The sequence below is a fragment of the Pseudomonas sp. NPDC089396 genome (assembly GCF_044749545.1).
Taxonomy (GTDB): domain Bacteria; phylum Pseudomonadota; class Gammaproteobacteria; order Pseudomonadales; family Pseudomonadaceae; genus Aquipseudomonas.
This window is the reverse complement of record NZ_JBIVIC010000019.1, coordinates 1-23,048: the sequence shown is the minus strand read 5'-3', so window position 1 is coordinate 23,048 and position 23,048 is coordinate 1. Positions and strand designations below refer to the sequence as shown.

Below are 23,048 nucleotides of genomic sequence, written 5' to 3'. Positions count from 1 at the left end.
TTCAGGATTCTCTAGTTTGGGAATTATCCTACGAGCGCTACTGAAGTTTCGCTGTTGTCGGGGAAATGCCTCACGGATAACGTTCTCGGGTCGCTTCGGCGACCGGGTGTGAGAAACCCGACCGAAAAAAAATAGCAGCACCTTTATGGTGGCCGTACGTGGGCAGGCTTCTGCCTGGCCGGGTTTTTGCCTTTTTTTCCTCGGTTTTCTCACTCCACGTACGGCTACCACCCAATCCGTGAGAAAGATTCAAGTGGTAGTTCCCATTTTGAAAAAATAGGAATTACATCATGAAGAAGATCGTCCCCGATCCTCCCCGCCGTAAACCTATCACCACCCCATTCTTCACCGTCCAATCCGACATGTACCCACCCGACGCCCTGGCCCACGCCAGCGAGTTGCTACGCGGCGTCATCGAAACCCTCGACGAGCACTGCCGCTCCCGCGCAGGCGAACACGGACTGAGCATGCTGAGCAATGCGATGCATGCCAGCGAGATCGCCTACACGCTGGTGGAGCATGTGCACACTCGGCTGTTTGGCCAACAGGTGGAGGGGTGACGCCATGACGGATAAACCCAAGGTCATTACCACCCTCGGCGTGGAGACTTTCCTTGAAGTGGGTTTCCCGCCAGTAGGCCTGCTGCGTGTGCAGCCGGGTATTCCGATCGACGATGCTTACGAGCATGTCTCGGTGCTACTGGGCTATATCAAGCACCTGGTGCGCGAGGGCGACGTGGAAGATGACCACAAGCTGCTCGGTGCAGCGGACTACCTGAGTGCCTTGGCCAAGGCATTGATGAACGATATCGAGATGGCCAAGAACCGATTGCATTGACCTCAAGGGCCCTATCGCTGGCAAGCCAGCTCCCACACAGGTACCCCACTACCCTTGAGAACAGTGGAGTACCTGTGGGAGCTGGCTTGCCCGCGATAGGGCCAGCAGCGACAGCACACCTACCGGACATCAGTTTCGGAAACGGACTACATCCTTGAGCGACAACTGCTTGCTAGGTTGCCCGACCAACAGTCCTCAGGGGTAATGCTCACATGAACTCGAACCACATCCGTGCCAGTCTTTTCATGTGCTCGCTGCTATTGGCAGCAACCTCACAAGCCGACGCTCCCTCCCCCATCACCGCCGAAGCCGCCCGCACAATGGCCGCCGCCGCCGAGCGCGCCGCCCGCGCCCAGGGTTATGCCATCGTCATCAGCATCGTCGACAACCATGGCAACCTCAAACACTTCCACCGCATGGACGGCACCAGCAGCGGCAGCATCAAGGTCGCGCAGCTCAAGGCCTCGACCTCGGCCCGCTTCCCGCTTTCCTCCAGCTCGCTCGCAGAACGAAGTGCCGCACATCCAGCAAATCCCTATGCATCCCTACCAGGCTTCACCCTGTTGGGGGGCGGCCTGCCAATCATGGATGCGAAGGGCCAGCATATCGGCGGCATCGGCATCAGCGGCGCAACGCCAGAGCTGGATGCGGAGTTTGCCCAGGCGGCACTGGATGGCGATGCCTGACGGCCACTCCCATTTTCACTCGCATAAAAAAAACCCAGGGCCAATGCCCTGGGTTTTCTGGTCTAGCGTGACGCCCTACCGCTCTGATCAGAACGGAATATCGTCATCGAAGCTGTCAAAGTCAGCCGCCGGCTGTGGCGCAGGCTGCTGCGGCGCTGGGCGCTGCGGGGCCTGTTGCGGGCGCGGGGCCTGCTGGCGCTGAGGCGCCTGGTTGTACTGTTGCTGCTGGCCACCCTGGTTGTAGTTGTTACCACCACCCTGGTTGTATTGGTCGCCGCCACCTTGCTGGTTCTGCGGACGGCCGCCGAGCAGCTGCATGGTGCCCTGCATGTCGACGATGATTTCAGTGGTGTAGCGCTTGATGCCGTCTTTTTCCCACTCGCGGGTCTGCAGCTTGCCTTCGATGTACACCTGCGAACCCTTGCGCAGGTATTCGCCGGCGATTTCGGCAACCTTGCCGAACAGCGACACACGGTGCCACTCGGTACGCTCGACCTTCTGGCCCGACTGCTTGTCGGTCCACTGCTCGCTGGTAGCCAGGCTCAGGTTGGTCACGGCGTTACCGTTGGGCAGGTAGCGGACTTCGGGATCCTGGCCACAGGTGCCGACCAGAATGACTTTGTTAACCCCACGGGCCATAACGTTCTCCTAGGCTTCGCACGCCGAAGAGGCTGGGTTCACCAGACGCTCGAGGGTCGCACGGTCCAAAATTTTCGTATCCAGTTTGATATAGATGGCGGCCTCTTCTGCCACCACCACAGCGTCGGTCACACCCGGCACAGCCATCAGGCGTTCGGTCAGCCCGGCTTCCCGGACTGCTTCAGGCGTCAGCGGCATGCGCAGGCTGGTCACATAGGGCGGCTCGTTCATGCGCAAGGCCACGATCAGCCAGATGGCACACAACACCGCGCAACCGAGGAACACAGTGCTCAGTCCGCCATGCTGGAACAACCAGCCGCCGAGGATTCCGCCTAACGCGGCACCGAGGAACTGGCTGGTGGAGTACACCCCCATCGCCGTCCCTTTGCCACCAGCAGGTGACACCTTGCTCACCAGCGAAGGCAGCGATGCCTCCAGCAGGTTGAATGCGGTAAAGAATACCACGGTGCCAATCACCAGTCCGCGCAAACCGTCAGCCCACTGCCAGAAGAACACCTCCACCAGCAGCAAGACACTGACCGCACCAGCCAGGACGCGTTTCATCTTGCGCTTCTTTTCGCCGTAGATGATGAACGGGATCATTGCAAAGAATGAGACAAACAGCGCGGTCAGGTACACCCACCAGTGTTGCTCCTTGGGCAAGCCACCGCGTTCAACGAGTGCGAGTGGCAGTGCCACGAAGCTTGCCATGAGGATGGCGTGGAGGACGAAGATGCCCACATCCAGACGCAGAAGGTCCGGATGACGCAGGGTCGGGCCCAGGGCCTGACGCGCCACGCCGGATTCGCGATGCTGCAAGGTGGTGTGGGTGTTGGGCACCACGAAGGCGATCAGCAGGATGCCAACCAGGGCAAGTCCTGCCGTGGCGAGGAACAATCCTGACAAGCCGAAAGCACTTGTGAGAAGCGGACCGACTACCATCGCCACCGCGAACGACAGGCCGATGCTCATGCCGATCATGGCCATGGCCTTGGTTCGGTGCTGCTCGCGGGTGAGATCGGAAAGCAGCGCCATCACCGCGGCGGAAATCGCCCCGGCGCCCTGCAGGATACGCCCGGCGATCACCCCCCAGATGGAATCGGCCTGGGCCGCCAGCACGCTGCCCAGGGCGAAGATCACCAACCCCAGGTAGATCACCGGGCGACGACCGATGCGGTCGGAAATCATCCCGAACGGGATCTGCAGGACTGCCTGGGTCAGGCCGTAGGCGCCAATGGCCAGGCCGATCAGCGCAGGGGTGGCGCCGGCCAGGTCCATGCCGTAGGTGGCCAGCACCGGCAAGACCATGAACATGCCCAGCATACGAAAGGCAAAGACCAGGGCCAGGCCGCCAGCGGCGCGGGTTTCGCTGCCACTCATGCGCTCGTTGTGGGTGTCGTGCATGGATTAACCTCGTGTGAACCGGCGGCGATTCTATCAGTCCGACAGCTTGACGGCATCTACGCGACGCTTTGCCGCGTACTGGCAGGGCGCCGTATACTTCCTTGTTTATGCCCGCCAAGCGAGGCCGCAGTGGACAAGATCCTGATTCGTGGGGCGCGTACCCACAACCTTAAGAACATCGACCTGACCCTGCCACGCGACAAGCTGATCGTGATCACCGGCCTGTCCGGGTCCGGCAAGTCGTCGCTTGCCTTCGACACACTGTACGCCGAAGGCCAGCGCCGCTATGTGGAGTCGCTGTCGGCCTATGCCCGGCAATTTCTGTCGATGATGGAAAAACCTGACGTCGACACTATCGAAGGCTTGTCGCCGGCCATTTCCATCGAGCAGAAATCGACCTCGCACAACCCGCGTTCGACGGTTGGCACCATCACCGAGATCTACGACTACCTGCGCTTGCTCTATGCGCGCGTAGGCACCCCACGCTGCCCGGACCATGACATTCCGCTGGAGGCGCAAACGATCAGCCAGATGGTCGACCTGGTGCTGGAGCGCCCGGAAGGCAGCAAGCTGATGTTGCTGGCGCCGGTAATCCGCGAGCGCAAGGGTGAGCACCTGGCCGTGTTCGATGAACTGCGCGCCCAGGGCTTCGTGCGGGCGCGGGTCAACGGCAAGCTCTATGAGCTCGACGAACTGCCCAAGCTGGACAAGCAGAAAAAGCACAGCATCGACGTGGTGGTGGACCGCTTCAAGGTGCGCGCCGACCTGCAGCAGCGCCTGGCCGAATCGTTCGAAACCGCGCTCAAGCTGGCCGACGGTATTGCCCTGGTGGCACCGATGGACGACGAAGAAGGCGAAGAGACGATTTTCTCCGCACGCTTCGCTTGCCCGATCTGCGGCCATGCCATCAGCGAGCTGGAACCCAAGCTGTTCTCCTTCAACAACCCGGCTGGCGCCTGCCCCACCTGTGACGGCCTGGGCGTGAAGCAGTTCTTCGACACCAAGCGCCTGGTAAATAGTGAGCTGACCTTGGCCGAGGGTGCGATCCGCGGCTGGGACAGGCGCAACGTCTATTACTTCCAGATGCTCGGTTCGCTCGCCGCGCACTACGGCTTCAGCCTTGAGGAGCCATTCGGCGAACTGTCGGCCGAGCACCAGAAGGTGATTTTGCAAGGCAGCGGCAAGCAGAGCGTCGACTTCAAGTACCTCAACGACCGGGGCGACATCGTCAAGCGCTCGCACCCGTTCGAAGGCATCGTGCCGAACCTTGAGCGCCGCTACCGCGAGACCGAATCCGCCACCGTGCGCGAGGAGCTGGCCAAGTTCCTCGGCACCCAGCCCTGCCCCGACTGCCGCGGCACCCGCCTGCGCCGTGAGGCACGGCATGTGTGGGTAGGCGAAAAGACCCTGCCGGCGGTCACCAACCTGCCCATCGGTGAGGCAAGCAATTATTTCGGCGCGCTGACACTGACCGGCCGCCGTGGCGAAATCGCCGCGAAGATCCTCAAGGAAATCTGCGAGCGTTTGCAGTTCCTGGTCAACGTCGGCCTCGACTACCTCACCCTCGACCGCAGCGCCGATACCCTGTCGGGCGGCGAAGCCCAGCGTATCCGCCTGGCCAGCCAGATCGGCGCCGGCCTGGTGGGGGTCATGTACATCCTCGATGAACCGTCCATCGGCCTTCATCAACGGGACAACGACCGCTTGCTGGCCACCCTCAACCACCTGCGCGACCTGGGCAACACGGTGATCGTGGTCGAGCACGACGAGGATGCCATTCGCCTGGCCGACTACGTCGTGGACATCGGCCCAGGTGCGGGTGTGCATGGTGGCCAGATCGTGGCCGAGGGTACGCCGCAGGAGGTCATGGACCACCCTGACTCACTGACCGGCAAGTACCTGTCGGGGCGCAAGAAGATCGTCGTGCCGGCCAAGCGCACCCCGCGCGACAAGAAGCTGCAGCTCAAGCTCAAGGGCGCCCGTGGCAACAACTTGCAGAACGTCGACCTGGAGATTCCGATCGGCCTGCTGACCTGCGTGACCGGTGTGTCCGGCTCGGGCAAGTCGACGCTGATCAACAACACCCTGTTCCCGCTGGCAGCCACTGCGCTCAACGGCGCAAGCACCCTGGAAGCCGCCGCGCACAGCAGCATGGACGGCCTGCAGCATCTGGACAAGGTGGTCGATATCGACCAGAGCCCGATCGGCCGCACACCGCGCTCGAACCCGGCGACCTACACCGGCATCTTCACCCCGATCCGCGAACTGTTCTCCGGCGTGCCGGAATCGCGCTCGCGCGGCTATGGCCCAGGTCGCTTCTCGTTCAACGTCAAGGGCGGTCGCTGCGAGGCTTGCCAGGGCGACGGCCTGATCAAGGTGGAGATGCACTTCCTGCCGGACATCTACGTGCCGTGCGACGTGTGCAAGAGCAAGCGCTACAACCGTGAAACCCTGGAGATCAAGTACAAGGGCAAGAACATCCACGAGGTGCTGGAAATGACCATCGAGGATGCCCGCGAGTTCTTCGACGCGGTGCCGGCCCTGGCGCGCAAGCTGCAGACCCTGATGGATGTAGGTCTTTCGTACATCAAGCTGGGGCAGTCGGCGACCACTTTGTCCGGTGGCGAGGCGCAGCGGGTAAAACTTTCGCGGGAACTGTCCAAGCGCGATACCGGCAAGACGCTGTACATCCTCGATGAACCGACCACCGGGCTGCACTTCGCCGATATCCAGCAATTGCTGGACGTGCTGCATCGCCTGCGCGACCACGGCAACACCGTGGTGGTGATCGAGCACAACCTGGACGTGATCAAGACGGCCGACTGGCTGGTGGACCTGGGACCGGAAGGTGGCTCCAAAGGTGGGCAGATCATTGCCTGCGGCACCCCGGAAGAACTGACCAAGATGAAACAGTCCTACACCGGGCATTACCTCAAGCCGTTGCTGGAGCGTGACCGGGCCTGACCGGCCTGTGGATTAAAAAAGCCCCTGGTACCGTGGGTACCAGGGGCTTTTTTGTGGTCTGTGGATAACTTACATCTGCGACTGCAGGTAGTTCTCCAGGCCGATGACCTTGATCAGGCCCTGCTGCTTCTCCAGCCAGTAGGTGTGATCTTCTTCGGTATCGGCCAACTGCGCACGCAGGATGTCGCGGCTGATGTAGTCCTTGTGCAGTTCGCACAGTTCAATGCCTTTGCACAGCGCGGCGCGCACCTTGTACTCGAGCTTGAGGTCGGCCTCGATCATTTCCGGTACGGTGCTGCCCACTTCCAGGTCATCGGCGCGCATGTCCGGGGTACCTTCGAGCATGAGGATACGGCGCATCAGCGCATCGGCGTGCTGCGTCTCTTCTTCCATCTCGTGGTTGATACGCTCGTAGAGCTTGGACAGGCCCCAGTCTTCGTACATGCGCGAGTGAATGAAGTACTGGTCGCGTGCTGCCAGTTCGCCCTTCAGCAACGTGACGAGGTAGTTGATTACGTCCGGGTGACCTTGCATCGCCCTGCTTCTCCGTGTTGAAACTTGAATACCACATAGTGTGAACCAGCTTTTCGTCTCGGTCACTGAAAAACGCGCAACTAGAAGCAAAAAATCGGTTAAACAGTAGTGATATTCATTGAAAAACCGCCCAAATGAGGGCGGTTCTTCTTATCACTTCGAGTTAGGCGAGATTCAGCCCCAGGGCCTTGGCGATACCTTCACCGTAGGCTGGGTCCGCCTTGAAGAAGTACTGCAGCTGCCGCTGAATCACGTCTTCGCTGACGCCTGCCATAGCACCGGCGATGTTGTTGATCAGCAGGGTTTTCTGCTCATCACTCATCAGGCGGAACAGCGCGCCGGCATGGCTGTAGTAATCATCGTCCTCGCGGTGGTCGTAACGGTCGGCCGAACCATTGAGGGCCAACGCTGGCTCGGCGTGGCGAGGCGACTCTTTCGGTGCATCGGTGTAGCTGTTTGGCTCGTAGTTCGGCGCGCTGCCATAACTGCCGGTGGCCATCGAACCGTCACGCTGGTAGCTGTTTACCGGGCAACGCGGGGCGTTGACGGGCAACTGCTGGTGGTTGGTGCCCACCCGGTAGCGATGCGCATCCGCATAGGCGAATACGCGGCCTTGCAGCATGCGGTCGGGCGACAGGCCTACACCGGGCACCATGTTGCTCGGGCCAAATGCCGCCTGCTCGACTTCGGCGAAGTAGTTGAGCGGGTTGCGGTTGAGCTCCAGCACGCCCACTTCGATCAGTGGATAGTCCTTCTGCGACCAGGTCTTGGTCACGTCGAACGGGTTTTCGTCGCGGCTGGCTGCCTCGGCTTCACTCATCACCTGGATGCAGACCGACCAACGTGGAAAATCACTGCGCTCGATGGCCTCGAACAGGTCACGCTGAGCGTAGTCCGGGTCACTGCCTGCAAGGCGTGCAGCCTCTGCTGGAGCCAGATTCTTGATGCCCTGTCGAGTCTTGAAGTGCCACTTCACCCAGGTGCGCTCACCTTGCGCATTGATCAGGCTGTAGGTGTGGCTGCCGAAGCCGTGCATGTGGCGGTAACCATCCGGGATACCCCGGTCGGAGAACAGGATGGTGACCTGGTGCAATGCCTCGGGAGAGTGCGACCAGAAATCCCACATCATCTGGGCATTCTTCAAGTTGCTTTGCGGGTGACGCTTCTGGGTGTGGATAAAGTCCGGGAACTTGAGCGGGTCACGGATGAAAAACACCGGCGTGTTGTTACCGACGATGTCCCAGTTGCCTTCCTCGGTGTAGAACTTCACTGCAAAACCACGCGGGTCGCGCTCGGTGTCTGCCGAACCGCGTTCGCCACCAACCGTGGAGAAACGCAGGAAGGTCTCGGTCTGCTTGCCAACCTGTGCGAAAAGCTTGGCACTGGTGTAGCCGGTAATGTCGCGGGTGACAGTGAATGTGCCGTAGGCACCCGACCCCTTGGCGTGAACGCGCCGCTCAGGGATGTTCTCACGGTTGAAGTGGGCGAGCTTCTCGATCAGGTGGAAGTCGTCGAGCAGCAACGGGCCGCGCGGGCCGGCAGAACGGGAATTCTGGTTGTCAGCTACAGGTGCACCGCTGGCGGTGGTGAGTATCTTGCTCATGGGCTCTCCTTAACGGTCTTCAAGCGCCGGGCTAAACGGCTTGAAGGAGAGTATTGAGCAGGTATGTTACAAGGACAAATTCATTGATTGATTCACATCAATAGAAACAAACAATACATGCAGGCACAAAAAACCGGGCACTAGGCCCGGTTCTTTGTAGCAGACAGAACGTCTTACTCAGCAGCTTCTACAGCACCGCCGACCGGACGATCAACCAGCTCGACGTACGCCATAGGCGCGTTGTCGCCAGCGCGGAAACCGCACTTCAGGATGCGCAGGTAGCCGCCCTGACGGGTGGCGTAACGCTTGCCCAGGTCGTTGAACAGTTTGCCAACAGCGGACTTCGAACGGGTACGGTCGAAGGCCAGACGACGGTTAGCAACGCTGTCTTCCTTGGCCAGGGTGATCAGCGGCTCGGCAACGCGGCGCAGTTCCTTGGCTTTCGGCAGGGTGGTTTTGATCAGCTCGTGCTCGATCAACGACACTGCCATGTTCTGGAACATAGCCTTGCGGTGAGAGCTGGTACGGCTCAGGTGACGTCCACTTTTACGATGACGCATGATTCATTCCTTACCAAACACTACGTTCGGTGATTACGACGATCAGGCGGTCGCCTTGTCGTCTTTCTTAAGACTTGCAGGCGGCCAGTTGTCGAGGCGCATGCCGAGAGACAGACCACGAGAGGCCAGGACGTCCTTGATTTCAGTCAGGGACTTCTTGCCCAGGTTAGGAGTCTTCAACAGCTCTACTTCGGTACGCTGAATCAGGTCGCCGATGTAGTAGATGTTCTCCGCCTTGAGGCAGTTGGCCGAACGTACAGTCAGTTCCAGGTCGTCAACCGGACGCAGCAGGATCGGATCGATCTCGTCTTCCTGCTCGACTACGACAGGCTCGCTGTCACCTTTGAGGTCGACGAACGCGGCCAGCTGCTGTTGCAGGATGGTCGCAGCGCGGCGGATAGCCTCTTCAGGATCCAGGGTGCCGTTGGTTTCCAGATCAATGACCAGCTTGTCCAAGTTGGTACGCTGTTCAACACGGGCGTTTTCGACCACATAGGCGATACGACGCACCGGGCTGAACGAAGCGTCCAACTGCAGACGGCCAATGCTACGGCTTTCGTCTTCGTCGGTCTGACGGGAGTCGGCCGGCTCGTAACCGCGACCACGAGCTACAGTGAGCTTCATGTTCAGGGCGCCATTCGACGCCAGGTTCGCGATTACGTGATCGGGGTTGACGATCTCGACATCGTGATCCAGCTGAATATCGGCAGCGGTAACCACCCCCGAACCCTTTTTCGACAAGGTCAGCGTAACTTCGTCACGACCGTGCAGCTTGATAGCCAGGCCTTTCAGGTTCAACAGGATTTCAATGACATCTTCCTGTACACCTTCGATCGCGGAGTACTCATGGAGTACGCCATCGATCTCGGCCTCGACTACTGCACAGCCAGGCATGGAGGACAACAGGATGCGGCGCAGCGCGTTGCCCAGGGTATGGCCGAAACCACGCTCGAGAGGCTCGAGCGTGATCTTGGCGCGGGTCGGACTGACTACCTGCACATCAATATGGCGGGGAGTCAGGAACTCATTTACCGAAATCTGCATGGATGCACCTATTTTCTAGCCCTTACTTGGAGTAGAGCTCGACAATCAGGTTTTCGTTGATGTCGGCAGACAGGTCGCCGCGAGCAGGAACGTTCTTGAAAACGCCCGACTTTTTAGCAGCATCTACGTCTACCCACTCAACTCGGCCACGCTGGGCGCACAGTTCAAGGGCTTGAACAATGCGCAGCTGGTTCGACGACTTCTCGCGAACCGCGACCACGTCACCCGGACGAACTTGGTAGGATGGAATGTTTACAGTCTTACCGTTGACGCTGATCGCTTTGTGCGAAACCAGCTGACGGGACTCGGAACGAGTCGAGCCGAAGCCCATACGGTAAACGACGTTATCCAGACGGCACTCGAGCAGTTGCAGCAGGTTCTCACCGGTTGCGCCTTTTTTCGAGGCAGCAGCTTGGTAGTAACCGCGGAACTGACGCTCCAGAACACCGTAGATACGACGGACTTTTTGTTTCTCGCGCAGCTGGGTACCGTAGTCGGACTGACGGCCACGGCGCTGGCCGTGGATACCTGGGGCTGCTTCGATGTTGCACTTCGATTCCAGAGCGCGAACGCCGCTCTTCAGGAACAGATCGGTGCCTTCACGACGAGACAGTTTGCATTTTGGACCAATGTAACGTGCCATTCTTCTGTCTCCTGATTACACGCGGCGCTTCTTCGGCGGACGGCACCCGTTATGCGGGATTGGCGTCACGTCGGTGATGCTGGCGATCTTGTAGCCACAGCTGTTCAAAGCACGAACGGCGGACTCACGACCTGGACCTGGACCCTTGACGTTTACGTCGAGGTTCTTCAGACCGTATTCCAGCGCAGCTTGACCAGCACGCTCAGCAGCGATCTGTGCTGCGAACGGGGTGGATTTGCGCGAACCACGGAAACCCGAACCACCGGAGGTCGCCCAGGACAAAGCATTGCCCTGACGGTCGGTGATGGTCACGATGGTGTTGTTGAAAGACGCATGGATGTGGGCGATGCCATCAACCACTGTCTTTTTGACTTTCTTACGAGGACGAGCAGCAGGTTTTGCCATGTCTATATTCCTGGGCGGTTACTTGCGGATCGGCTTACGCGGGCCCTTACGGGTGCGTGCGTTGGTCTTGGTGCGCTGACCGCGAACCGGCAGACCTTTACGATGACGCAGGCCGCGGTAGCAACCCAGGTCCATCAAGCGCTTGATCTTCATGTTGATGTCACGACGCAGGTCACCTTCGGTGGTGAACTTCGCGACTTCGCCACGCAGGGTTTCGATTTGCTCGTCGCTCAGATCCTTGATCTTTGCGGCTGGGTTGACACCAGCGTCTGCACAGATCTTCTGTGCAGTTGTGCGACCGACACCATAGATGTAGGTCAGCGAGATAACAGTATGCTTGTTATCTGGAATGTTGACGCCTGCAATACGGGCCATTCAGTGGGACTCCAATTGACAGCTACCTACGCCCCGGAAGCCAAGAAATAGGGCGCGAGATAATATCGCTGTAGAAACGAATAATCAACCCAGCAGCACACTAGCTGCTGGGTTTGAAGCGCAGATCACACTCAGCCTTGGCGCTGTTTGTGACGCGGTTCCGCGCTGCAGATCACTCGTACGACGCCTTCGCGACGGATGATCTTGCAGTTACGGCACAGCTTTTTCACCGATGCACGAACTTTCATTACCGACTCCTCGAACCTTAGGGGCGTATCAGCGCAGCAGACCGCTGCCACCGTAGCCTTTCAGGTTGGCTTTCTTCATCAGGGATTCGTACTGGTGCGAAACGAGGTGCGATTGTACTTGGGACATGAAGTCCATCACAACCACTACCACAATCAGCAACGAGGTCCCGCCAAGGTAGAACGGCACATTTGCTGCTACCACCAGGAACTGGGGCAGAAGGCAGACGGCCATCATGTAAAGAGCACCGAACATGGTCAAACGGGTCAGAACGCCATCAATGTAGCGCGCCGACTGCTCACCAGGACGGATACCCGGAATAAAGGCACCGGACTTCTTCAGGTTTTCCGCTACGTCTTTCGGATTGAACATCAACGCTGTGTAGAAGAAGCAGAAGAAAATGATCCCTGCACTAAACAGCAGAATGTTCAACGGCTGACCAGGAGCGATCGACTGCGAGATGTCCTGCAGCCAGCCCATACCTTCGGACTGACCGAACCAGGCACCCAGCGAAGCCGGGAACAGCAGAATGCTGCTCGCGAAAATGGCCGGGATAACCCCCGCCATGTTCACCTTCAGCGGCAAGTGGCTGGTCTGCGCAGCGAAGACCTTGCGGCCCTGCTGACGCTTGGCGTAGTGAACGGCGATACGACGCTGACCACGCTCAATGAACACCACGAAACCGATAATCGCTACTGCCAGCAAACCGATAGCGACCAGGGCGAAAATGTTGATATCGCCTGTGCGCGCAGACTCGAAAGACTGCCCGATTGCTCTCGGAAGACCGGCAACGATACCTGCGAAGATCAACATCGAGATACCGTTGCCCACACCGCGCTCGGTGATCTGCTCGCCCAGCCACATCATGAACATCGCGCCTGCCACGAAAGTGGAGACGGCGACGACATGGAAGCCCAGGCCCGCAGAAAACGCCACGCCCTGGTTGGCCAGGCCAATGGACATGCCAATGGCTTGTACCAGTGCCAGGATAACGGTGCCGTAGCGGGTGTACTGGCTGATCTTGCGACGGCCAGCTTCACCTTCCTTCTTCAACTGCTCCAGTTGCGGGCTGACCGCCGTCATCAGCTGCATGATGATCGATGCCGAGATGTACGGCATGATCCCCAGTGCAAAGATGCTCATGCGCTCGAGCGCGCCACCGGAAAACATGTTGAACAAGCTAAGAATGGTCCCCTCATTCTGCCGAAACAGATCCGCCAGACGGTCCGGATTGATGCCTGGAACCGGGATATGCGCACCTATCCGATAGACGATGATCGCCATGAACAGAAAGCGCAGACGAGCCCAGAGTTCCGACATCCCGCCCTTACCGAGCGAAGAGAGAGCACCTTGCTTAGCCATTTATTCCTCGAACTTGCCGCCAGCTGCTTCGATAGCCGCACGCGCACCCTTGGTGGCTGCGATACCCTTGATGGTGACTGCGCGAGTGACTTCGCCAGACAGCATGATTTTCACACGCTGTACGTTCTGGTTGATCACGTTGGCATCCTTCAAGGATTGCACGGAGATCACGTCGCCTTCCACCTTGGCCAGCTCGGACAGACGCACTTCGGCGCGGTCCATGGCTTTCAGGGAAACGAAGCCGAATTTCGGCAGACGACGGTGCAGCGGCTGTTGACCGCCTTCGAAGCCCGGAGCGATCGAACCACCCGAACGGGAGGTCTGACCTTTGTGGCCACGGCCGCCGGTCTTACCCAGACCGCTACCGATACCACGACCCGGACGATGCTTTTCGCGACGGGAACCCGGCGCTGGACTCAGATCATTGAGTTTCATCGATTAACCCTCGACGCGCAGCATGTAGTAAGCCTTGTTGATCATCCCGCGGTTCTCGGGAGTATCCTGGACTTCTACAGTGTGACCGATGCGACGCAGACCCAGACCCTTAACGCACAGTTTGTGGTTAGGAATACGGCCCGAGACGCTCTTGATCAGCGTTACTTTTACGGTTGCCATGATCAGAAGATCTCCTCAACGCTCTTGCCGCGCTTGGCAGCAATGGACTCAGGAGATTGCATGGCTTTCAGACCCTTGAAGGTGGCGTAAACCACGTTCACTGGGTTGGTCGAACCGTAGCACTTGGCCAGGACGTTCTGAACACCAGCAACTTCCAGGACAGCACGCATGGCGCCGCCGGCGATGATACCGGTACCTTCCGAAGCAGGCTGCATGTAAACCTTCGAGGCGCCGTGGGCAGCCTTGGTGGCGTACTGCAGGGTGGTGCCCTTCAGGTCAACCTGGATCATGTTGCGACGAGCAGCTTCCATGGCTTTCTGGATCGCGGCAGGTACTTCGCGCGATTTGCCACGGCCGAAGCCAACGCGACCCTTGCCATCACCAACCACGGTCAGCGCGGTGAAGGTGAAGATACGGCCGCCTTTAACGGTTTTAGCTACGCGGTTAACTTGAACCAGCTTCTCGATGTAGCCTTCGTCGCGCTTTTGATCGTTATTTGCCATAACTTAGAACTCCAGCCCGCCTTCACGAGCAGCATCAGCCAGCGCTTTGACGCGGCCATGGTACTTGAAGCCGGAACGGTCAAAGGCAACTTGAGATACACCGGCGGCTTTCGCGCGCTCAGCTACCAGCTTGCCAACCTTAGTGGCCGCGTCGATGTTGCCAGTGGCGCCATCACGCAGGTCTTTGTCCAAGGTCGAGGCGCTTGCCAGAACCTTGCTGCCGTCGGCCGAAATGACCTGGGCATAGATGTGCTGCGAGGAGCGGAACACGCACAGGCGCACGACTTCGAGTTCGTGCATCTTGAGACGTGCTTTGCGAGCGCGACGCAGTCGAGTAACTTTTTTGTCGGTCATTTGCTAGGCCCTACTTCTTCTTGGCTTCTTTACGACGGACTACTTCGTCCGCGTAACGCACACCCTTGCCTTTGTACGGCTCTGGTGGACGGAAGTCGCGGATTTCAGCGGCCACCTGACCTACCAGCTGCTTGTCGATACCCTTGATCAGGATGTCGGTCTGGCTAGGAGTTTCAGCGGTGATACCGGCTGGCAGTTCGTAGTCCACTGGATGCGAGAAGCCCAGAGCCAGGTTCAGGACGGTGCCTTTAGCCTGTGCCTTGTAACCAACACCGACCAGCTGGAGCTTGCGCTCGAAGCCTTGGCTTACGCCTTGGACCATGTTGTTGACCAGAGCACGGGTAGTACCGGCCATGGCGCGAGCTTGCTGATCACCGTTGCGAGCGACGAAACGCAGTTCGCCGGACTCTTCGGTAACTTCAACAGACGAGTGAACGTTCAGTTCGAGAGCGCCTTTGGCACCCTTCACCGAAAGCTGCTGGCCGGCGAATTTTACTTCGACGCCTGCTGGCAGCTTAACGGGGTTCTTAGCGACGCGAGACATGCCTATCTCCCCTTAGAACACTGTGCACAGAACTTCGCCGCCGACACCGGCAGCGCGCGCAGCGCGGTCAGTCATCACACCTTTGTTGGTGGAGACGATAGACACGCCCAGGCCGCCACGAACTTTCGGCAGATCTGTGACGGACTTGTACTGGCGCAGGCCAGGACGGCTGGAACGCTTCAGTTCCTCGATGACCGGACGGCCTTCGAAGTACTTGAGTTCGATCGACAGGGACGGCTTGGCCTCACCAGTAACCTGGTAGCCAGCGATGTAACCTTCGTCTTTCAGAACTTTGGCAACCGCGACCTTCAGGGTAGAGGAAGGCATGCTTACGACGGACTTTTCAGCCATCTGGGCATTACGGATGCGAGTTAGCATGTCCGCTAACGGGTCCTGCATACTCATGGGCTAGATGCTCCTGATACAAGAATTATTAGCCTTGCGGCTATCACAACCACCCGAGCGGGCAGGGTAAAAAACCCAGGCTCGGGTGAGCCGGTCATTCTAGACACAAGGCAGAAACGAAACAAGCCCCATATAGGGGCTTGTTTCTTGGTGAGGTCACCGACGGTCGGAAGATTGCTCCCCTTCCGTCGGGATCACACCGACAGCGATTACCAGGAGGCCTTGACCAGACCTGGTACGTCGCCGCGCATTGCAGCTTGACGCAGCATGTTACGGCCCAGGCCGAACTTACGGTATACACCGTGAGGACGACCGGTCAGGCGGCAACGGTTGCGCAGGCGCGCAGCGCTAGCGTCACGCGGCTGCTTCTGCAGAGCGACTACGGCAGCGAAACGCTCTTCTGGAGAGGCGTTCACGTTGACGATGGTCGCTTTCAGCTCAGCGCGCTTTTTAGCGAACTTGGCTACCGTGAGCTGACGCTTCAGCTCGCGGTTTTTCATGCTCTTCTTGGCCATTTTCCTACTCCAATCAGTTGCGGAACGGGAACTTGAAAGCACGCAGCAGAGCGCGGCCTTCGTCGTCCGAACGAGCAGTGGTGGTCAGGGTGATGTCCAAACCGCGCAGAGCATCGATCTTGTCGTAATCGATTTCCGGGAAGATGATCTGCTCTTTCACGCCCATGCTGTAGTTGCCACGGCCATCGAAGGACTTGGCATTCAGGCCGCGGAAGTCGCGAACCCGAGGCAGGGAGATCGCCAGCAGGCGGTCCAGGAATTCGTACATCTTGTCGCTACGCAGGGTCACCTTGACGCCGATCGGCCATCCCTCACGGACTTTGAAGCCCGCGATGGATTTACGAGCGAAAGTCACGACCGGCTTTTGACCGGTGATCTTTTCCAGGTCGGCTACAGCGTGCTCGATGACTTTTTTGTCACCGATGGCTTCGCCCAGACCCATGTTCAGGGTGATCTTGGTTACGCGTGGAACTTCCATCACGTTCGACAGCTTAAGTTCTTCCTTAAGCTTGGGAGCGATTTCGTTCCGGTAAATCTCTTTCAGTCGTGCCATGGTCTTCTACCTAGCAGTGTTCAAGCATCAACCGCTTTTTGGGTCGACTTGAAGACACGAATTTTCTTACCGTCTTCTACTTTGAAACCAACGCGGTCAGCCTTGTTGGTTTCGCCGTTGAAGATGGCAACGTTGGAAGCGTGCAGAGGCGCTTCTTTTTCGACGATACCGCCCTGAACGCCCGCCATCGGGTTAGGCTTGGTATGACGCTTAACCAGGTTCACACCACCGATGACCAGACGGTCATCAGCGAGAACCTTCAGCACCTTACCGCGCTTACCTTTGTCTTTGCCGGCGATCACGATGATCTCGTCGTCACGACGAATCTTTTGCATGTCGGATCTCCTTACAGCACTTCAGGGGCGAGCGAGACGATCTTCATGAACTTCTCAGTACGAAGTTCACGGGTCACTGGCCCGAAGATGCGAGTGCCGATCGGCTCTTGCTTGGTGTTCAGCAGAACAGCAGCGTTGCCGTCGAAACGAATGATGGAACCGTCAGCGCGACGTACACCGTGACGGGTACGGACGACAACAGCGGTCATCACCTGGCCTTTTTTGACCTTACCGCGCGGAATTGCTTCCTTGACGGTTACTTTGATGATGTCACCGATGCCGGCGTAACGGCGGTGCGAACCGCCGAGTACCTTGATGCACATGACGCGACGAGCGCCGCTGTTATCGGCCACATCGAGCATGGATTGAGTCTGAATCATAAAATTTCTCCGACCCCTAGCCCTTAGACTTCAACAGCGCGTTCGAGGACTTCAACCAGTGCCCAGGACTTGGTCTTGGCCAGCGGACGGGTTTCACGGATGGAAACCTTGTCGCCGATTTTGCACTGGTTGGATTCGTCGTGCGCGTGCAGCTTAGTCGAACGCTTAACGTATTTACCGTAGATCGGGTGCTTTACGCGACGCTCGATCAGAACGGTGATGGTCTTGTCCATTTTGTCGCTGACGACACGGCCAGTCAGCGTACGGACGGTTTTTTCAGCTTCAGCCATGATCACTTACCTGCCTGCTGGTTGAGCACAGTTTTCACGCGAGCGATGTCACGCTTAACTTGCGAGAGCAGGTGCGACTGACCCAACTGGCCAGTTGCTTTCTGCATACGCAGATTGAACTGGTCGCGCAGCAAGCCGAGCAATTGCTCATTCAGTTGCTGTGCAGATTTTTCACGAAGTTCATTCGCTTTCATCACATCACCGTCCGCTTAACAAAGGAGGTGGCGAGAGGCAGCTTTGCAGCAGCCAGGGCGAAAGCTTCGCGCGCCAGCTCTTCAGAAACACCCTCGATCTCGTACAGGACTTTGCCTGGCTGGATCTGGGCAACCCAGTATTCCACGGAGCCCTTACCTTTACCCATACGAACCTCGAGAGGCTTCTTGGAGATCGGCTTGTCCGGGAACACACGGATCCAGATCTTACCGCCACGCTTAACGTGACGGGTCAGCGCACGACGTGCGGACTCGATCTGGCGAGCGGTGAGGCGACCGCGAGCAACAGCTTTCAGGGCGAATTCGCCGAAGCTGACTTTGCTACCGCGCAGTGCCAGACCACGGTTGTGGCCAGTCATCTGCTTGCGGAATTTTGTACGCTTTGGTTGCAACATTTGGCGTACCCCTTACTTAGCAGCTTTTTTACGAGGCGCTGGTGCTTGTGGTTTCAGTTCTTCTTGGCGACCACCAATAACTTCGCCTTTGAAGATCCAAACCTTCACACCGATCACACCGTAAGTGGTGTGAGCTTCGTAGGTGTTGTAGTCGATATCGGCACGCAGGGTGTGCAGAGGCACACGACCTTCGCGATACCACTCGGTACGAGCAATCTCAGCACCGCCGAGACGACCGCTCACCTGGATCTTGATGCCCTTGGCACCAATACGCATGGCGTTCTGCACGGCGCGCTTCATGGCGCGACGGAACATTACGCGGCGTTCCAGCTGCTGAGCTACGCTCTGCGCAACCAGCATAGCGTCGAGTTCCGGCTTGCGGATCTCTTCGATGTTGATGTGCACAGGCACACCCATCTGCTTGGTCAGGTCCTGACGCAGCTTCTCGACATCTTCACCTTTCTTCCCGATAACGATACCGGGACGAGCGGTGTGGATGGTGATGCGTGCAGTTTGAGCCGGACGATGAATATCGATACGGCTTACGGACGCGCTTTTTAGTTTGTCTTGGAGGTACTCACGCGTTTTCAGATCCTTCAACAGGTAATCTGCGTAAGTAGCACCGTCTGCGTACCAGACGGAGGTGTGCTCCTTGACGATTCCCAGGCGAATGCCAGTGGGATGTACTTTCTGACCCATCTGATCGACTCCGTTACTTGTCCGCAACCTTGACAGTGATATGGCAAGACCGCTTGACGATGCGATCAGCACGGCCTTTGGCACGTGGCATGATGCGCTTCAGCGAACGCCCTTCGTTGACGAAGACGGTGGAGACCTTCAGGTCATCAACGTCTGCGCCTTCGTTGTGTTCGGCGTTGGCAACGGCCGACTCGAGGACTTTCTTCATGATTTCAGCGGCTTTTTTGCTGCTGAAGGCCAACAGGTTGAGCGCTTCGCCCACCTTCTTCCCGCGGATCTGGTCGGCGACCAAGCGGGCTTTCTGGGCGGAGATGCGAGCGCCCGACAACTTAGCGGCTACTTCCATTTCCTTACCCCTTAACGCTTGGCTTTCTTGTCAGCCACGTGCCCGCGATAGGTGCGGGTACCGGCGAACTCGCCCAGTTTGTGGCCGACCATGTCTTCGTTCACGAGAACTGGGACATGCTGGCGACCGTTGTGAACCGCGATGGTCAGACCGACCATTTGTGGCAGGATCATCGAGCGACGCGACCAGGTTTTAACTGGTTTGCGATCGTTCTTCTCCACCGCCACTTCGACCTTCTTCAACAGGTGAAGATCGATAAAAGGACCTTTTTTCAGAGAACGTGGCACTGTCGTATCCCTCTAGTTACTTGCGACGACGGACGATCATGTTGTCGGTACGCTTATTACCGCGGGTTTTAGCACCCTTGGTTGGGAAGCCCCATGGCGATACCGGATGACGACCACCGGAGGTACGACCTTCACCACCACCATGTGGGTGGTCAACCGGGTTCATGGCAACACCACGAACGGTTGGGCGAACGCCGCGCCAGCGTTTGGCACCAGCTTTACCCAGCGAACGCAGGCTGTGCTCGGAGTTCGAGACTTCGCCCAGGGTCGCACGGCACTCAGCCAGTACTTTACGCATCTCACCGGAGCGCAGACGCAGAGTCACGTATACGCCGTCACGAGCGATCAGCTGAGCCGAAGCACCAGCGGAACGAGCGATCTGAGCACCTTTACCCGGCTTCAGTTCGACGCCGTGAATGGTGCTACCTACTGGGATGTTGCGCAGCTGCAGGGAGTTACCGGCCTTGATTGGGGCCAGGGCACCTGCGATCAGCTGGTCGCCAGCGCTCACGCCTTTAGGGGCGATGATGTAGCGACGCTCACCGTCTGCGTAGCACAGCAGGGCGATGTGAGCAGTACGGTTTGGATCGTATTCGATACGCTCGACAGTGGCTGGAATGCCATCTTTGTCGTTGCGACGGAAGTCGACCAGACGGTAATGCTGCTTATGACCACCACCAACGTGACGAGTGGTAATACGGCCATTGTTGTTACGACCACCAGACTTCGATTTCTTCTCGAGCAGCGGTGCGTGAGGAGCGCCTTTGTGCAGCTCCTTGTTGACCACCTTGACCACGAAACGGCGGCCAGGGGAAGTCGGTTTGCATTTAACGATTGCCATGATGCACCCCTTCCTTACTCAGCACTGCTGCTGAAATCGAGATCTTGGCCTGGCTGAAGGGAGACGATCGCCTTCTTCCAGTCATTACGCTTGCCCAGACCACGTGCGGTACGCTTGGTTTTACCCAGAACGTTAACAGTCGACACGTTTTCAACTTTTACGTTGAACAGGCCTTCGACAGCTTTCTTGATTTCCAGCTTGGTTGCGTCGGTAGCAACCTTGAATACGAACTGGCCTTTTTTCTCAGCCAGAACGGTAGCCTTCTCGGAAACGTGCGGGCCAAGGAGGACTTTGAATACGCGTTCCTGGTTCATCCCAGCAGCTCCTCGAATTTCTTCACGGCCGAGACAGTGATCAACACTTTCTCGTATGCGATCAGACTGACTGGGTCGGAACCTTGTACGTCACGTACATCGACGTGCGGCAGGTTACGAGCAGCCAGGTACAGGTTCTGATCAACAGCGTCGGAAACGATCAGAACGTCGTTCAGACCCATGCCGTTCAGCTTGTTCAGCAGATCTTTGGTTTTCGGCGCTTCAACAGCGAAGTCCTGAACCACGACCAGACGGTCGCTACGCACCAGCTCAGCGAGGATGGAGCGCAGGGCTGCGCGGTACATCTTCTTGTTGAGCTTCTGCGAGTGATCTTGAGGGCGAGCTGCGAAGGTAACACCACCGCCACGCCAGATCGGACCACGAGTGGTACCAGCACGAGCACGGCCAGTACCCTTCTGACGCCATGGGCGCTTACCGCCACCAGCCACGTCGGAACGGGTCTTCTGCTGCTTGGTGCCCTGACGGCCGCCGGCCATGTAGGCCACGACTGCTTGGTGAACCAGCGTCTCGTTGAATTCGCCACCGAAGGTCAGTTCGGAAACTTCGATCGCCTGAGCGTCATTTACGTTAAGTTGCATGTCAGTTTCCCCTTAACCGCGAGCCTTGACAGCCGGACGTACAACCACGTCGCCGCCAGTAGCGCCAGGAACGGCACCCTTGACCAGCAGCAGGTTGCGTTCAGCGTCTACGCGAACTACTTCCAGGGACTGAACAGTCACGCGCTCGGCGCCCATGTGACCGGACATTTTCTTGCCCTTGAACACACGACCAGGAGTCTGGCACTGGCCGATGGAACCTGGGACACGGTGCGACACGGAGTTACCGTGGGTGTTGTCCTGGCCACGGAAGTTCCAGCGCTTGATGGTACCGGCGAAGCCTTTACCTTTGGACTGACCGGTTACGTCTACCAGCTGGCCTGCAGTGAAGAGTTCAGCTTTGATCAGATCGCCAGCCTGGAAATCGCCTTCTTCAAGACGGAACTCCCAAACACCGCGACCAGCGGCAACGTTAGCCTTGGCGAAGTGGCCTGCCTGAGCGGCAGTCACACGCGAAGCACGACGCTCGCCGACAGTGACTTGCACTGCGCGGTAGCCATCGGTTTCTTCAGTTTTGAACTGGGTGACGCGATTCGGCTCGATCTCAATGACCGTGACCGGAATGGAGACACCTTCTTCGGTGAAAATGCGGGTCATACCGCATTTGCGACCGATTACACCAATAGTCATGTTGTAAACCTCATGAGTGTACGGGGCTTTCACCCGCTATGGCCGCCCATTTCAGAGCGTTACACGACTAGACCGAAGTCTTAGCCGAGGCTGATCTGTACTTCCACACCTGCCGCCAGATCAAGCTTCATCAGCGCGTCAACGGTTTTATCCGTTGGCTGGACGATGTCCAGAACACGCTTATGAGTGCGAATCTCGTACTGGTCACGCGCGTCTTTGTTGACGTGCGGGGAGACCAGAACGGTGAAACGCTCTTTGCGGGTAGGCAGTGGAATTGGACCACGCACTTGTGCACCAGTACGTTTCGCGGTTTCCACGATTTCCTGGGTGGATTGGTCGATCAGGCGATGGTCGAAAGCCTTCAACCTGATACGGATTTGCTGATTTTGCATTGGATTTCAGACTCCAGGCTGTTCCCAACGGACGCACTACGCCCGCTAAAAGGAGGCGTGATTCTATAGACGCCCCAATTTAGTGTCAACCCAATAAAAAAAACCCCCGCTGAGCGGGGGTTTTTTCAATCGGTCGAGTGATTACTCGATGATTTTGGCTACGACGCCGGCGCCGACGGTACGACCGCCTTCACGGATAGCGAAGCGCAGACCGTCTTCCATTGCGATGGTCTTGATCAGAGTGACAGTCATCTGAATGTTGTCACCTGGCATTACCATTTCAACGCCTTCCGGCAGTTCGCAGTTACCGGTCACGTCAGTGGTACGGAAGTAGAACTGAGGACGGTAGCCTTTGAAGAACGGAGTGTGACGGCCGCCTTCTTCCTTCGACAGGACGTAGACTTCTGCGGTGAACTTGGTGTGCGGCTTGACCGAACCTGGCTTGACCAGAACCTGGCCACGCTCAACGTCGTCACGCTTGGTACCACGCAGCAGAACGCCGCAGTTCTCGCCAGCACG

37 protein-coding genes are annotated in these 23,048 nt (G+C 58.1%); 4 read left to right on the top strand and 33 right to left on the bottom strand.

The window, feature by feature from the left end:
- Positions 1-290: 290 nt before the first annotated feature.
- The 3 genes from ACIPZB_RS25215 to ACIPZB_RS25205 all read left to right on the top strand — a co-directional run bounded on the left by ACIPZB_RS25215 (position 291) and on the right by ACIPZB_RS25205 (position 1,523).
- On the top strand, positions 291-560 hold the full coding sequence (locus ACIPZB_RS25215; RefSeq protein WP_008089753.1) for a hypothetical protein: 270 nt from the start codon (positions 291-293) through the stop codon (positions 558-560).
- Between the two features lie 4 nt (positions 561-564).
- Positions 565-837 (top strand): DUF3077 domain-containing protein, encoded by a 273-nt coding sequence (locus tag ACIPZB_RS25210; RefSeq protein WP_400643191.1) that lies wholly within the window; start codon positions 565-567, stop codon positions 835-837.
- 212 nt (positions 838-1,049) lie between these two features.
- Positions 1,050-1,523, top strand: a complete 474-nt coding sequence (locus tag ACIPZB_RS25205) for a heme-binding protein (protein ID WP_400643190.1) — start codon at positions 1,050-1,052, stop codon at positions 1,521-1,523.
- 87 nt (positions 1,524-1,610) lie between these two features.
- Here ACIPZB_RS25205 and ACIPZB_RS25200 read toward each other — a convergent pair whose 3' ends face one another.
- Both ACIPZB_RS25200 and ACIPZB_RS25195 read right to left on the bottom strand, forming a co-directional pair.
- Positions 1,611-2,162: a single-stranded DNA-binding protein gene (locus ACIPZB_RS25200; RefSeq protein ID WP_400643189.1), complete on the bottom strand. Its 552-nt coding sequence runs from the start codon at positions 2,160-2,162 to the stop codon at positions 1,611-1,613.
- Between the two features lie 9 nt (positions 2,163-2,171).
- Positions 2,172-3,566: an MFS transporter gene (locus ACIPZB_RS25195; RefSeq protein WP_400643188.1), complete on the bottom strand. Its 1,395-nt coding sequence runs from the start codon at positions 3,564-3,566 to the stop codon at positions 2,172-2,174.
- A 129-nt stretch (positions 3,567-3,695) separates the two neighbouring features.
- Here ACIPZB_RS25195 and uvrA point away from each other — a divergent pair, with 129 nt between their 5' ends.
- Entirely contained in the window at positions 3,696-6,530 is a 2,835-nt protein-coding gene (gene uvrA / locus ACIPZB_RS25190; protein WP_400643187.1) for an excinuclease ABC subunit UvrA, read from the top strand.
- A 69-nt stretch (positions 6,531-6,599) separates the two neighbouring features.
- Here uvrA and bfr read toward each other — a convergent pair whose 3' ends face one another.
- The 31 genes from bfr to ACIPZB_RS25035 form a co-directional block, all read right to left on the bottom strand.
- Positions 6,600-7,064, bottom strand: coding sequence for a bacterioferritin (gene bfr, locus ACIPZB_RS25185; protein ID WP_008089766.1), 465 nt, complete (start codon positions 7,062-7,064; stop codon positions 6,600-6,602).
- Positions 7,065-7,227: 163 nt separating this feature from the next.
- Positions 7,228-8,667 (bottom strand): catalase, encoded by a 1,440-nt coding sequence (locus ACIPZB_RS25180; RefSeq protein WP_400643186.1) that lies wholly within the window; start codon positions 8,665-8,667, stop codon positions 7,228-7,230.
- Positions 8,668-8,840: 173 nt separating this feature from the next.
- On the bottom strand, positions 8,841-9,227 hold the full coding sequence (gene rplQ / locus ACIPZB_RS25175; protein ID WP_003255451.1) for a 50S ribosomal protein L17: 387 nt from the start codon (positions 9,225-9,227) through the stop codon (positions 8,841-8,843).
- A 42-nt stretch (positions 9,228-9,269) separates the two neighbouring features.
- Entirely contained in the window at positions 9,270-10,271 is a 1,002-nt protein-coding gene (locus ACIPZB_RS25170; RefSeq protein ID WP_003255452.1) for a DNA-directed RNA polymerase subunit alpha, read from the bottom strand.
- Positions 10,272-10,293: 22 nt separating this feature from the next.
- Complete coding sequence (rpsD, locus tag ACIPZB_RS25165; RefSeq protein WP_008089778.1) at positions 10,294-10,914, bottom strand: 30S ribosomal protein S4; 621 nt, start codon at positions 10,912-10,914, stop codon at positions 10,294-10,296.
- A 15-nt stretch (positions 10,915-10,929) separates the two neighbouring features.
- Entirely contained in the window at positions 10,930-11,319 is a 390-nt protein-coding gene (rpsK, locus tag ACIPZB_RS25160) for a 30S ribosomal protein S11 (RefSeq protein ID WP_003255454.1), read from the bottom strand.
- A gap of 18 nt (positions 11,320-11,337) precedes the next feature.
- A complete protein-coding gene (gene rpsM, locus ACIPZB_RS25155; RefSeq protein WP_003255457.1) occupies positions 11,338-11,694 on the bottom strand; it encodes a 30S ribosomal protein S13 in 357 nt (118 codons plus the stop codon).
- Positions 11,695-11,825: 131 nt separating this feature from the next.
- Positions 11,826-11,942 (bottom strand): 50S ribosomal protein L36, encoded by a 117-nt coding sequence (gene rpmJ / locus ACIPZB_RS25150; protein WP_002555468.1) that lies wholly within the window; start codon positions 11,940-11,942, stop codon positions 11,826-11,828.
- A gap of 28 nt (positions 11,943-11,970) precedes the next feature.
- Complete coding sequence (gene secY / locus ACIPZB_RS25145) at positions 11,971-13,302, bottom strand: preprotein translocase subunit SecY (protein WP_003255459.1); 1,332 nt, start codon at positions 13,300-13,302, stop codon at positions 11,971-11,973.
- The gene (gene rplO / locus ACIPZB_RS25140; RefSeq protein WP_008089796.1) at positions 13,303-13,737 is read right to left on the bottom strand and encodes a 50S ribosomal protein L15; all 435 of its coding nucleotides are present in this window, start codon (positions 13,735-13,737) and stop codon (positions 13,303-13,305) included. It lies immediately after the preceding gene.
- Between the two features lie 3 nt (positions 13,738-13,740).
- Entirely contained in the window at positions 13,741-13,917 is a 177-nt protein-coding gene (gene rpmD, locus ACIPZB_RS25135) for a 50S ribosomal protein L30 (protein WP_008089798.1), read from the bottom strand.
- 2 nt (positions 13,918-13,919) lie between these two features.
- Positions 13,920-14,420, bottom strand: a complete 501-nt coding sequence (gene rpsE / locus ACIPZB_RS25130) for a 30S ribosomal protein S5 (protein WP_003255465.1) — start codon at positions 14,418-14,420, stop codon at positions 13,920-13,922.
- Between the two features lie 3 nt (positions 14,421-14,423).
- Positions 14,424-14,774, bottom strand: a complete 351-nt coding sequence (rplR, locus tag ACIPZB_RS25125) for a 50S ribosomal protein L18 (RefSeq protein WP_008089801.1) — start codon at positions 14,772-14,774, stop codon at positions 14,424-14,426.
- Between the two features lie 10 nt (positions 14,775-14,784).
- Positions 14,785-15,318 carry a 50S ribosomal protein L6 gene (rplF, locus tag ACIPZB_RS25120; protein ID WP_008089803.1) on the bottom strand — a complete coding sequence of 178 codons (534 nt, stop codon included), beginning with the start codon at positions 15,316-15,318 and terminating at the stop codon, positions 14,785-14,787.
- Between the two features lie 12 nt (positions 15,319-15,330).
- The gene (gene rpsH / locus ACIPZB_RS25115; RefSeq protein ID WP_008089805.1) at positions 15,331-15,723 is read right to left on the bottom strand and encodes a 30S ribosomal protein S8; all 393 of its coding nucleotides are present in this window, start codon (positions 15,721-15,723) and stop codon (positions 15,331-15,333) included.
- Between the two features lie 209 nt (positions 15,724-15,932).
- On the bottom strand, positions 15,933-16,238 hold the full coding sequence (gene rpsN / locus ACIPZB_RS25110; RefSeq protein ID WP_008089807.1) for a 30S ribosomal protein S14: 306 nt from the start codon (positions 16,236-16,238) through the stop codon (positions 15,933-15,935).
- A gap of 13 nt (positions 16,239-16,251) precedes the next feature.
- Entirely contained in the window at positions 16,252-16,791 is a 540-nt protein-coding gene (gene rplE / locus ACIPZB_RS25105) for a 50S ribosomal protein L5 (protein WP_003255474.1), read from the bottom strand.
- A 20-nt stretch (positions 16,792-16,811) separates the two neighbouring features.
- Complete coding sequence (gene rplX / locus ACIPZB_RS25100) at positions 16,812-17,126, bottom strand: 50S ribosomal protein L24 (RefSeq protein ID WP_003255476.1); 315 nt, start codon at positions 17,124-17,126, stop codon at positions 16,812-16,814.
- A gap of 11 nt (positions 17,127-17,137) precedes the next feature.
- Positions 17,138-17,506, bottom strand: a complete 369-nt coding sequence (rplN, locus tag ACIPZB_RS25095; RefSeq protein WP_008089810.1) for a 50S ribosomal protein L14 — start codon at positions 17,504-17,506, stop codon at positions 17,138-17,140.
- Between the two features lie 23 nt (positions 17,507-17,529).
- Positions 17,530-17,796, bottom strand: coding sequence for a 30S ribosomal protein S17 (gene rpsQ, locus ACIPZB_RS25090; protein ID WP_008089812.1), 267 nt, complete (start codon positions 17,794-17,796; stop codon positions 17,530-17,532).
- 2 nt (positions 17,797-17,798) lie between these two features.
- Positions 17,799-17,990 (bottom strand): 50S ribosomal protein L29, encoded by a 192-nt coding sequence (rpmC, locus tag ACIPZB_RS25085; RefSeq protein ID WP_002555481.1) that lies wholly within the window; start codon positions 17,988-17,990, stop codon positions 17,799-17,801.
- Positions 17,990-18,403 carry a 50S ribosomal protein L16 gene (gene rplP, locus ACIPZB_RS25080; protein ID WP_003255479.1) on the bottom strand — a complete coding sequence of 138 codons (414 nt, stop codon included), beginning with the start codon at positions 18,401-18,403 and terminating at the stop codon, positions 17,990-17,992. The genes rpmC and rplP overlap by 1 nt, the downstream gene beginning before the upstream one ends.
- Positions 18,404-18,415: 12 nt before the next feature.
- Positions 18,416-19,102: a 30S ribosomal protein S3 gene (gene rpsC, locus ACIPZB_RS25075; protein WP_003255481.1), complete on the bottom strand. Its 687-nt coding sequence runs from the start codon at positions 19,100-19,102 to the stop codon at positions 18,416-18,418.
- A 13-nt stretch (positions 19,103-19,115) separates the two neighbouring features.
- Entirely contained in the window at positions 19,116-19,448 is a 333-nt protein-coding gene (rplV, locus tag ACIPZB_RS25070; protein WP_003103908.1) for a 50S ribosomal protein L22, read from the bottom strand.
- Between the two features lie 11 nt (positions 19,449-19,459).
- Positions 19,460-19,735 carry a 30S ribosomal protein S19 gene (gene rpsS, locus ACIPZB_RS25065; protein ID WP_003255482.1) on the bottom strand — a complete coding sequence of 92 codons (276 nt, stop codon included), beginning with the start codon at positions 19,733-19,735 and terminating at the stop codon, positions 19,460-19,462.
- A gap of 16 nt (positions 19,736-19,751) precedes the next feature.
- On the bottom strand, positions 19,752-20,576 hold the full coding sequence (rplB, locus tag ACIPZB_RS25060) for a 50S ribosomal protein L2 (protein WP_008089816.1): 825 nt from the start codon (positions 20,574-20,576) through the stop codon (positions 19,752-19,754).
- Between the two features lie 14 nt (positions 20,577-20,590).
- Positions 20,591-20,890 (bottom strand): 50S ribosomal protein L23, encoded by a 300-nt coding sequence (rplW, locus tag ACIPZB_RS25055; protein ID WP_003255484.1) that lies wholly within the window; start codon positions 20,888-20,890, stop codon positions 20,591-20,593.
- A complete protein-coding gene (gene rplD, locus ACIPZB_RS25050; protein WP_008089819.1) occupies positions 20,887-21,489 on the bottom strand; it encodes a 50S ribosomal protein L4 in 603 nt (200 codons plus the stop codon). Before rplD ends, rplW begins: the two co-directional genes overlap by 4 nt.
- 12 nt (positions 21,490-21,501) lie before the next feature.
- Positions 21,502-22,137 (bottom strand): 50S ribosomal protein L3, encoded by a 636-nt coding sequence (gene rplC, locus ACIPZB_RS25045; RefSeq protein ID WP_003257089.1) that lies wholly within the window; start codon positions 22,135-22,137, stop codon positions 21,502-21,504.
- An 80-nt stretch (positions 22,138-22,217) separates the two neighbouring features.
- The gene (rpsJ, locus tag ACIPZB_RS25040; RefSeq protein WP_003186070.1) at positions 22,218-22,529 is read right to left on the bottom strand and encodes a 30S ribosomal protein S10; all 312 of its coding nucleotides are present in this window, start codon (positions 22,527-22,529) and stop codon (positions 22,218-22,220) included.
- A gap of 141 nt (positions 22,530-22,670) precedes the next feature.
- Positions 22,671-23,048 (bottom strand): elongation factor Tu (locus ACIPZB_RS25035; protein WP_081011215.1); only part of this gene is annotated, 378 nt, incomplete at its 5' end.